Source organism: Methylobacterium sp. CCH5-D2 (genome assembly GCF_001556475.1).
Classification (GTDB): domain Bacteria; phylum Pseudomonadota; class Alphaproteobacteria; order Rhizobiales; family Beijerinckiaceae; genus Methylobacterium; species Methylobacterium hispanicum.
In genome coordinates this window covers 1-9,582 of sequence record NZ_LSIX01000613.1, presented here as the reverse complement: position 1 = coordinate 9,582, position 9,582 = coordinate 1, and the positions used below count along the sequence as shown (strand labels likewise).

General features: G+C 71.6%; 7 protein-coding genes. 6 read left to right on the top strand and 1 reads right to left on the bottom strand.

Going from position 1 to position 9,582, the window contains the following annotated elements:
* Positions 1-254: 254 nt before the first annotated feature.
* Positions 255-2,207: a C1 family peptidase gene (locus tag AX737_RS15650; protein ID WP_066922788.1), complete on the top strand. Its 1,953-nt coding sequence runs from the start codon at positions 255-257 to the stop codon at positions 2,205-2,207.
* A gap of 52 nt (positions 2,208-2,259) precedes the next feature.
* On the opposite strand, the gene AX737_RS15645 is transcribed toward AX737_RS15650, so the two are convergent.
* Positions 2,260-2,439 carry a hypothetical protein gene (locus AX737_RS15645; protein ID WP_066922786.1) on the bottom strand — a complete coding sequence of 60 codons (180 nt, stop codon included), beginning with the start codon at positions 2,437-2,439 and terminating at the stop codon, positions 2,260-2,262.
* 153 nt (positions 2,440-2,592) lie between these two features.
* Here AX737_RS15645 and AX737_RS15640 point away from each other — a divergent pair, with 153 nt between their 5' ends.
* The 5 genes from AX737_RS15640 (at position 2,593) to AX737_RS15620 (ending at position 9,523) form a co-directional block, all read left to right on the top strand.
* Positions 2,593-3,867 (top strand): glycosyltransferase, encoded by a 1,275-nt coding sequence (locus tag AX737_RS15640; RefSeq protein ID WP_066922784.1) that lies wholly within the window; start codon positions 2,593-2,595, stop codon positions 3,865-3,867.
* A 354-nt stretch (positions 3,868-4,221) separates the two neighbouring features.
* Positions 4,222-4,578, top strand: coding sequence for a phasin (locus tag AX737_RS15635; protein ID WP_066922782.1), 357 nt, complete (start codon positions 4,222-4,224; stop codon positions 4,576-4,578).
* A 155-nt stretch (positions 4,579-4,733) separates the two neighbouring features.
* Positions 4,734-5,489, top strand: a complete 756-nt coding sequence (locus tag AX737_RS15630; RefSeq protein ID WP_156453747.1) for a hypothetical protein — start codon at positions 4,734-4,736, stop codon at positions 5,487-5,489.
* Positions 5,490-5,684: 195 nt separating this feature from the next.
* Positions 5,685-6,938: an N-acetylmuramoyl-L-alanine amidase gene (locus AX737_RS15625; protein WP_066922778.1), complete on the top strand. Its 1,254-nt coding sequence runs from the start codon at positions 5,685-5,687 to the stop codon at positions 6,936-6,938.
* Between the two features lie 173 nt (positions 6,939-7,111).
* Positions 7,112-9,523 carry a penicillin-binding protein 1A gene (locus AX737_RS15620; protein WP_066922776.1) on the top strand — a complete coding sequence of 804 codons (2,412 nt, stop codon included), beginning with the start codon at positions 7,112-7,114 and terminating at the stop codon, positions 9,521-9,523.
* Positions 9,524-9,582: the final 59 nt, after the last annotated feature.

Genomic DNA, 9,582 nt, shown 5'->3' with positions numbered 1-9,582 from the left:
CCCCTCACCCGGCTTTCTGCGACAGCAGACCTCTCCCTACGGGAGAGGGGATCCGCGCTTCGTTCTGAGACGATGCGGTCCTCCGCCCGGCCGCGCGGGGCCACCCGCCGTGGCTGCCGCGCGCGGGGCACCGGAGATCCCGAACGGCGCATACCCTAGAGAGGGTATGCTCTACACCTCAGGTTGGCATAACCTCCGAGGCCGAGGTCGGGCGCCCGCCGATTCGCGTGCCCGGCCCCGGAGGGAGGCCCAGCATGGCCAAGGCAGCGTCCGCCGCGCCCGACCGCACGTTCGACGTGCTGCGGGACACGATCGACTTCCGCGATACCCTCTACGTACCCACGCTCGTTCGGATCGCCGGCGCCTCCGACCTCGCCGCCTACCGGGCCTACGGGATCCCGGTTCTGGACCAGGGCCGCGAGGGGGCCTGCACCGGCTTCGCGCTCGCCACCGTCGCCAACTACCTCCTGCGGGCGCGCGGCAACGACCCCTCGGCGAGCGAGGTCAGCGCCTGGATGCTCTACACCATGGCCAAGCGCTACGACGAGTGGCCGGGGGAGAGCTACAGCGGATCGAGCGCCCGCGGCGCCATGAAGGGCTGGCACAAGCACGGCTTGTGCGCGCTGCGGCTCTGGCGGGACGGGCAGGATTCGACCTTCACGGAGGAGCGCGCCGCCGACGCGATCCAGCGGCCGCTCGGGGCCTATTTCCGCGTGAACCACAAGGATCTCGTCGCGATGCACGCGGCGATCACCGAGGTCGGCGTGCTCTTCGCCACGGCGCGGGTCCACCCGGGCTGGCAGGCCGTGCGCGAGGGCGACGACAGCATCGCCTATCGCCAGGGGGACATCGGCGGCCACGCCTTCGCCATCGTCGGCTACGACCGGGACGGGTTCTGGATCCAGAACAGCTGGGGGCCGGACTGGGGCAGCGGCGGCCTCGCCCGTCTCTCCTACACGGACTGGCTCATCAACGGCTCCGACGTCTGGGTGGCCGCCCTCGGCGCGCCCGTGCGGTTCGAGCAGCCCGTCGCCAACGCCCCGATGATGTCGGGTGCCCCGCGCAGCTACGAGAGCCGGACCTACGCCGACCTCCGGCCCCACATCGTCATGGCGGGCAACGACGGCGTGCTCGACCCGAACGGCGCCTACGGCCTGACGCCGGACGGCCTGCGCAACATCATCGTCGAGCGCCTGCCGCGCCGCGTCGCGGCCTGGAGGACGAAGCGGGTCGTCCTCTACGCCCATGGCGGCCTCGTGAAGGCGGAGAGCGCGATCCAGACGGTGGCGAACAACCTCGAGACGCTGATGCGCGAGGAGGTCTACCCGATCTCCTTCATCTGGCACTCCGACGCGCTCACCACGCTCTCCAACATCCTGCGGGAGGGCCTGCTCGGTCGCCGCAGCGAGGGCGTCCTCGAGGCCGCCACCGACTTCATGTTCGACCGCGTCGACGACACGCTCGAGCCCCTGGCCCGCCTCCTCGGGGGCAAGGCCCTCTGGGACGAGATGAAGGAGAACGCGGAGGGGGCGACGACGAACAGGGCCGGGGCCGCCCGCCTCACGGCCGACCACCTGGCCGACCTCCACGCCCGCGGGGCGATCGAGGAGATCCATCTCGTCGGGCACAGCGCCGGCGCCGTCTTCCACGCCCGGCTGGCGGCCTACCTCGCCGGCAAGCAGGTGCCGATCCGGAGCCTCTCGCTCTGGGCCCCGGCCTGCACGGTGAAGGTCTTCAACCGGGTCTACAAGCCGCTGATCGCCCGGGGCGCGATCGAGGCCTTCGACCTCTACACGCTCGACGACGCCACCGAGCAAGCCGACGATTGCGCGGGCATCTACCACAAGTCCCTGCTCTACCTCGTCAGCGCCGCGCTGGAGGAGGTGCCGCGGATATCGGGCGGGACGGCGCTGCTCGGCCTGCAGCGCGATGCCGAAGGGGCGATCCCGAGGGGGTTCTGGCAGGCCCCAAAGACCCGGTGGCTCGTCGCGCCCGGGGCGGCGAGCCGGGCGACACATCACGGCGATTTCGACGACGACGGCACGACCCTGCTCACCACGCTTGCCCGGATCACCGGCCGGGGAACGTCCGCGGCCGCCATCCAGGTGGCCGAGACGACGCGGAACGCGTCGCCGGTCAGGATCAGGCGCGCCCGCCGCAGGCTCTGCGCGGCTTTGGTGCCGCTTCCGGTCCCGCCGACGCGCTGAGCCCCCGTGCCCGGGCGAGCCGGTCGCGAGCAGGCGCTCCGCGACCCGCGGCCTACTTGGTGATCTTCACCGAGACCGGGTCGCTCGACGGGAAGGTCTCCTCCAGCGCCTCGTCCAGCCGCTCGTTCAGCGGCTCCTGCCGGTTGTCTGGGTTCGCCTTGTCGCCGGGCTTGGCGCTACCCTGTTGGAAGCCGGGCTTCTCGACGTTCGTCTTGCTGTCCTGGTCAGCCATGGCGGTCCTCGCTGGGTCGGGGGATGCACCCGTGGGTGCATTCGGGCGTCAACGCGAGGGAGCGGCAGGTGTTGCAAGCCGTTTACCGAGCGCGGGCTAGGATGGCGCCGCCCTGACAGACCCGGCGCGCGGGCGGCGACCCGGAGGCGCCCGATGCACGTCGTCGTCCTGGCCGAGTTCGCCGCCCCGAGCGGCGGGGCCGAGAAGGTCGCCCTCGAATCCGCCCGCGGCCTCGCCGAGCTCGGGCTCGCCGTCAGCTACCTGCAGGGTGTTCCCGGGCCGGTCGATCCACTGCTCGATCATCCGCGCATCCGGCGCGTCGAACTCGGCCTGCCCGACATCTGGAACCGCGGCGCCGTGGTGGGTGCCGTCTCGGGCGTCTGGGACCGCGAGGCGGCCGCGCGGGTGGGCGCGGCGCTGGCCGCCCTGCCGCGAGCCGACATCGTCCACCTGCATCAGTGGACCCGCAGCCTCTCGCCGAGCGTCTTCCCGGTCCTGTTCGCGGCGGGCGCGCCGGTCCTCGCGACGCTGCACGATTACTTCCTCGCCTGCCCGAACGGCGTCTACTACCGGTTCGACCGGGCCGAGCCCTGCGCCCTGCGCCCGATGTCCGCGGCCTGCATCGCCGTCCCCTGCGATTCGCGCAGCCGCCTGCACAAGCTCGTTCGGGTGGCCCGCACCGCCGCCCTGGGCCGTGCGATCGGGGGGCGGCCGCTTCACCTTGTCCATGTCTGCGAGGCGAGCCGCGCCCGCATGGGCGCCCTGTTCGGCGGTGCGGCCTTCCACCACCGCCTCGACAACCCGGTGCGCGTCCGGTTCGAGGCGCCGGCCACCCCCGAGAGCGGCGACGCGGTGGTCTATCTGGGCCGCCTTACCCGCGAGAAGGGCGCCGACCTCGTGGCGGAGGCCGCGCGCGCGGCCGGCCTGCCGGCCCTGTTCATCGGGACCGGCCCGCTCGAGGCGGAGCTGCGCGCGGGCGGGGCCGAACTCCTGGGCTGGCAGGCACCGGAGGACGCGCGGGCGATCCTGCGGGCGCGGGCGCGGGCACTCGCCGCTCCCTCTCGCTGGTACGAGACCGGGCCGCTCACCGTCTACGAGGCGCTCGCCGCCGGCATCCCGGTCGTCACCTCCGAGCGCTCCGGCGCCTCCGAGAAGGTCCGGGATGGGGAGACCGGCTTCGTCGTCGCGCCGGAGGCTGAAAGCCTGGCGCGCGCCTTCGCGCAGTTCCGGGACGATGCGCGGGTGGCCCGTCTCGGGCGCGCCGCGCACGCCCGGTTTTGGTCCGCACCTGCGACCATCGCCGCCCACGCCCACGCCGCGGCGGATCTGTACAGGCGGATCCTGGCGGACTGCGCCGCCCCGATCGGCTGTGCGGTGCAGCATGTTTGCGCGGAGCAGACGCCTCGCGGGGTGTCGGCACCGTTCTGATCGCTATCGTGCGGCGGTTCCGGCCTGAAAGTCTTGACTGATAGCGAGTCAGCGGTCCAAGATCGGCAGTGTCCGGGCCGGTTCTTTATCAAAGGATAAGACACCGGTACGAGCGCATGGACACCCTTTATTCCGCCACACTGCGGATTGGTCGGCGTCGGTATCTTCGGTCCAGGTCGGCGTGCGCCCGCATCGTCCGCGAACATTGTGCGGGGTCGGTCTTCACAAGAGTTCGGATTTGAACAGTGCAGGTCTGCGCTGGCGCTTGACCTTTTTGTTGCAATGCAACATATCTCCCTCGCCAGCCATGGCCGACCCGGCCGGGCTGCCCCGGTTTCACGAGCGGAGACAACCATGCAGACCCAGAATTTCGAGATCCCGGCCGAGCTGCGCGACTTCGCCGACAAGAGCGTCGATCAGGCCCGCAACGCCGTCGGCACGCTGATGACGAACGCCCACAAGGCCGCCGATCAGTTCCAGAAGGGCGGCCAGACCTTCCAGGACACCGTCCAGGCCGCGGTCGCCAAGGGCTTCGACCACGCCCAGGCCAACGCCAACGCCGCCTTCGACCACGTGCAGAAGCTCGTCCGCAGCAAGGACCTGCGCGAGGCCTACGAGATCCAGGCCGAGTACGTGCGCAGCCAGTTCTCCGCCCTGCAGGCGCAGGCCAAGGAGTTCGGCAGCCTCGCACAGAACGCTGTCGCGCGCTGAGTTTCCGGCCCGTCGATGGGCCGACCAGTCGGGAGCCCGCGCCGCCATGGGTGCGGGTTCCCAGATTAGGCCGACGCGGGCCGCACCGGCGTCCGGGATCGCCTCGGGCCGGCCGCCGGCATGTCGGCCCGACAGACGATCGAAGGAGTCGACCGATGGGTAAGCAGCGTACGCCCCAGGGGCCGCGCCCCGGCCGCAGGATGCCGCTGCGGCGTGGTCCCGCCGCCCTGGCCGCGGCCCAGGCCTCGTCCGAGACGGTGTCGGAGGCGCTACCGGACGCGCCCGTCCAGGACGTCGCCCCCGAGGCCGAGATCACGGAGCCCGTCGCGGCGTCCGAGTCGTCCGCCGGGCTCGCCGAGGCCGCGGCCGAGCCCGCACCCGCGGAACCGGTCGAGACCGTTGCGGAGACGGTATCCGAGGCGGCGCCCGCGTCGGCTTCGGTTGCAGCCGAGCCGGCGGAGGCGGCTTCGGAGGCCGCGGCGGCGCTCGTCTCGGAGGAGCCCGCCGAGGTTGCAACGGCGGACGAGTCCGGTGAGGCTCCGGTTCCGGCCATCGTATCGTCCGACCCGCTTCTGCCGGTTGCCGCCCTCGCGGGGCTGGGTACGACCGGCTCCTCCGGTGCTCGTGCCGGCCGCCCCGCCGCGGGCACCGCCTTCCGCTTCGCCTTCGCGCCCGCGCGGATCGACGTGGAAGGGATCGGCGTCGTGCTGGCGAACTACATGCACAACGAGAGCGTGGCGGTCTTCAGCTACCTGCGGGCACTCGGCGCGGCGCGATCGCCCGCCGACATGATCCGCCTGAACGTCAGCGAGATGCAGCGCGCCGCGGACGCCTCGCTGACCTGCTGGAGCGACATCGCCCGGCGCACGTCCCGGGGCGCCTCGTGGCAGCGGCAGAAGGCAGCGGCCTAGCCGCGCGGCGGCCCCTGGCCGCTCGCCGGTCCGCCAACGCCCGCGCGGAACCGCGCGCGGGCCTTCGGCGTTTCTATTCTCAGGCTGTCGCCGCCGCGCCACAGGCGCCGGCGCTTCGCGCGTGACGGCTCAACGATCGGTTAACCCTGTCGGCCCTATGCCCTAACGGAGGCCGGAAGACAGACTTTCAGACCGATGCCGATTCGCGCGCGACTGATTCGTTCCGCCATCTCCGTTCTTATCGCCCTGGCGCTCGCCGGCCCGATGCCCGCGGCCGCGCAGGAGGGCGAGCGGGCCGTGGCCATAGCGGCGGAACTCGCCGGCGGCCCGGGTGCCACCAAGCTGACCCTCACCCTGTCGCGGCCGGTCGAGGCGCGCGCCTTCGTGATGGAGCGGCCGGACCGGGCCGTGATCGACCTGCCCGAGGTGAATTTCCAGCTCGGCCCCGAGGCCGGGCGCCGGCGCGAGGGGGTGGTCCAATCCTTCCGCTACGGTTTGTTCGCCCCGGGGCGCTCGCGCATCGTGGTCGACCTGGCGAGCCCCGCCGTCGTCGGCCGGATCGAGACCGCGACGCGGGCGCGCGACGGCGCCGTGCTGATGACGATCCCCTTCCAGCGCGCCGACCGCGAGGCCTTCCGCAAGGCCGCGGGCGCAGGAGACACGACGCCGGTCGCGGCCAAGGCCATCGCCCAGGAAGCCGCCGACCAGCGCCCGCTGGTGATGGTCGATGCCGGCCACGGCGGCACCGATCCCGGCGCGATCGCGGCGGGCGGCGTGTACGAGAAGGACATCGTGTTCGGCTTCGCCCAGGCCCTGGTCGCCCGGCTTGAGAGCGGCGGCCGCTACCGGGTGCGCATGACGCGCGACCGCGACGTCTTCGTGCCGCTGGCCGAGCGCGTGCGCCTCGCCCGCGAGGCACGGGCCGACCTCTTCGTGTCGATCCACGCCGACTCGATCTCGGCCGCGCCCCAGGTGCGCGGCGCCACCATCTACACCGGCTCCGAGAAGGCGACCGACGCCGAATCCGCCAAGCTTGCCGAGCGCGAGAACCGTGCGGATGCCGCCGCGGGCGCCGAGACGGGGGAGGGGCCCCCCGAGATCGCCGACATCCTGCAGGAATTGACGCTGCGCGAGACGCGCGGATTCTCGTCGGGGTTCGCCCGCACGCTGATGGGCCAGCTCAGCCCCGTGATGGAGATGAGCACGAAGCCGCACCGCGAGGCGGGCTTCCGCGTCCTGCGCTCGCCGGACGTGCCCAGCGTGCTGGTGGAACTCGGCTATCTCTCGAGCGAGCGCGACCTGAAGATGCTCCAATCGCCCGAGTGGCGCGAGGGCGTGACGGGCTCGATGGCCAAGGCCGTGGACCTGTTCTTCACCAACCGTGCCACCCTGGGGCGGCCGGTCGCGACGGCGCGGCGCGCGGCGTCGATCGCCCCAGTTTCACCATAGATCCGGTGTCGATACAGGGCTCTGAATTGCCCCGCCGCACCACATCCCGTTAAGGGTTCCGGCGCGGGCGCGAGCAGCCGTTCCCGGCGCCCGACTCCGCGGCGTGGGCGGCCTCGAGTCCCATGCCGAGATCGGTCCGTGCGCGGCCGAGCCACCGACGGGCGGAACACCGGATGCGCTTGATCCTACGCTTCTTCGGCTTCCTGTTCAGCGCCTGCGCGGTGCTGTTCGTGGTCGCCGCGGCTGCCGGCGCCTACTTCTACTGGACCTATAGCCAGGACCTGCCCGACCACGCCGCGCTCGCCAATTACGAGCCGCCGGTGATGACCCGCGTCCACGCCGCCGACGGCTCGCTGCTCGCGGAGTACGCCCGCGAGCGCCGGCTCTACCTGCCGATCCAGGCCATGCCGAAGGTCGTGGTCGCGGCCTTCCTCTCGGCCGAGGACAAGAACTTCTACAAGCACGGCGGCATCGACCCCGAGGGCATCGTGCGCGCGGTGCTCACCAACGCCAAGAGCGGCAAGAAGCAGGGCGCCTCGACCATCACCCAGCAGGTGGCCAAGAACTTCCTGCTCTCCGCCGAGCAGACCTACGACCGCAAGATCAAGGAGGCGCTGATCGCGCTCCGGATCGAGGCGGCCTACTCGAAGGACAAGATCCTCGAGCTCTACCTGAACGAGATCTTCCTCGGCACCATCGTGCCGGGCCGCAACCTGCACGGCGTCGCGGCGGCCGCGCTCGATTATTTCGGCAAGTCCGTCCACGAGCTGACTATCAACGAGGCGGCCTACCTCGCAGCCCTCCCGAAGGGCCCGAACAACTACCATCCCTACCGCAGGACACAGGCGGCGCTCGACCGGCGCAACGAGATCATCCGCCTGATGCGTGAGAACGGCTACATCACGCGCGAGGAGGAGGAGACGGCCAGGAAGCAGCCGCTCGGCGTGAACCCGCGCGTCGCCTTCCCGAACGCCGCAAACGCGAACTACTTCACCGAGGAGGTCCGCCGCGAGATCTCCGAGCGCTACGGCGAGAAGAAGCTCTACGAGGGCGGCCTCTCGGTGCGCGCGACCCTCGACCCGAAGATGCAAGCCTGGGCCCGCAAGGCACTCACCGACGGCCTCGTGCGCTACGACCAGTCCCACGGTTGGCGCGGGCCGGTCGCCAAGGTCGATCTCGCCGGCCGCGACTGGGGCATGGCGGCGGCCGAGGTGCCGGCGCTCGGCGACGTGGCGCCCTGGCGGCTCGCGGTGGTGCTTGGCAACGGCGCGGGCGGCCTCCAGATCGGCCTCCAGCCCCGGCGCGAGGCCTCGGGCCAGGTCTCGAAGGACCGCGAGACCGGCGTGCTCGCACCCGAGGGCATGCGCTGGGCCGGCCGGGCCAGTCTCCAGGCCGGCGACATGGTCTATGTCGAGGCGATGGATAACGGGCGCGGCACTTACCGGCTGCGCCAGAAGCCCGAGGTCTCGGGCGCCATCGTGGCGATGGATCCCTACACGGGCCGCGTCCACGCGATGGCTGGCGGCTTCTCGTACGACGAGTCCGAGTTCAACCGGGCGACCCAGGCGATGCGCCAGCCCGGCTCCTCGTTCAAGCCGATCGTCTATGCGGCCGCCCTCGACAACGGCTACACCCCGTCCTCGATCGTGCAGGATTCGCCGATCACCATCGAGGCCGGGCCGGGCCAGGAGGCGTGGTCGCCCTCGAACTACGACGGCAAGTCCGGCGGCCCGCACACGCTGCGCTACGGCATCGAGCACTCGAAGAACCTGATGACGGTGCGGCTCGCCAAGGACGTCGGCATGCCGCTCATCGCCGAGTACGCGCGCCGCTTCGGCGTCTACGACGACATGCTCCCCGTCCTGCCGATGTCGCTGGGTGCGGGCGAGACCACGGTGATGCGCATGGTCACCGCCTACTCGATGCTCGCCAACGGCGGGCGCCGGATCCGGCCGACCCTGATCGACCGCATCCAGGACCGGATCGGCGAGACCATCTACCGCCACGACACCCGCAAATGCGTCGGCTGCGACGCCGAGAAGTGGTTGGGCCAGGACGAGCCGAAGCTCGTGGACGATTCCGAGCAGGTCCTCGACCCGCTCACCGCCTACCAGATCACCTCGATCATGGAGGGCGTGGTCCAGCGCGGCACCGCCACCATCCTGAAGCAGGTCGGCAAGCCGCTCGCGGGCAAGACCGGCACAACGAACGACGCCAAGGACGCGTGGTTCGTAGGCTTCTCGCCCGATCTGGCGGTGGGCATCTACGTGGGCTTCGACAAGCCGCGCTCGCTCGGCGACCGCGCGACCGGCGGCGGCCTTGCCGCCCCGATCGCCCTCGATTTCCTGAAGCAGGCGCTCAAGGACAAGCCGCCGACCCCGTTCCGGGTGCCTCCGGGGATCAAGCTGATCCGCGTCGCGGCCTCCTCCGGCATGCGCGCCGGTTCAGGCGAGGGCGCCGGCACGATCCTGGAGGCGTTCAAGCCGGGCACCGCGCCGCCCGACGCCTACGTGGCCCGGCCCGACGCCCCGGCCGCCGTGCCGCCGGATGCCGATCGTGCGGCCCAGGCCGGCGGGCTGTACTGAGCGAACGGATCGAACGCGGCGGTCCGCTTCCATCAACCCTCCCGCCGCCGGCGGGAGGG

Bases quoted from the DNA above. Each gene is read 5' to 3' on its own strand.
- AX737_RS15650 (WP_066922788.1), top strand. From the start codon at position 255: ATGGCCAAGGCAGCGTCCGCCGCGCCCGACCGCACGTTCGACGTGCTG.
- AX737_RS15645 (WP_066922786.1), bottom strand. From the start codon at position 2,439: ATGGCTGACCAGGACAGCAAGACGAACGTCGAGAAGCCCGGCTTCCAA.
- AX737_RS15640 (WP_066922784.1), top strand. From the start codon at position 2,593: ATGCACGTCGTCGTCCTGGCCGAGTTCGCCGCCCCGAGCGGCGGGGCC.
- AX737_RS15635 (WP_066922782.1), top strand. From the start codon at position 4,222: ATGCAGACCCAGAATTTCGAGATCCCGGCCGAGCTGCGCGACTTCGCC.
- AX737_RS15630 (WP_156453747.1), top strand. From the start codon at position 4,734: ATGGGTAAGCAGCGTACGCCCCAGGGGCCGCGCCCCGGCCGCAGGATG.
- AX737_RS15625 (WP_066922778.1), top strand. From the start codon at position 5,685: ATGCCGATTCGCGCGCGACTGATTCGTTCCGCCATCTCCGTTCTTATC.
- AX737_RS15620 (WP_066922776.1), top strand. From the start codon at position 7,112: ATGCGCTTGATCCTACGCTTCTTCGGCTTCCTGTTCAGCGCCTGCGCG.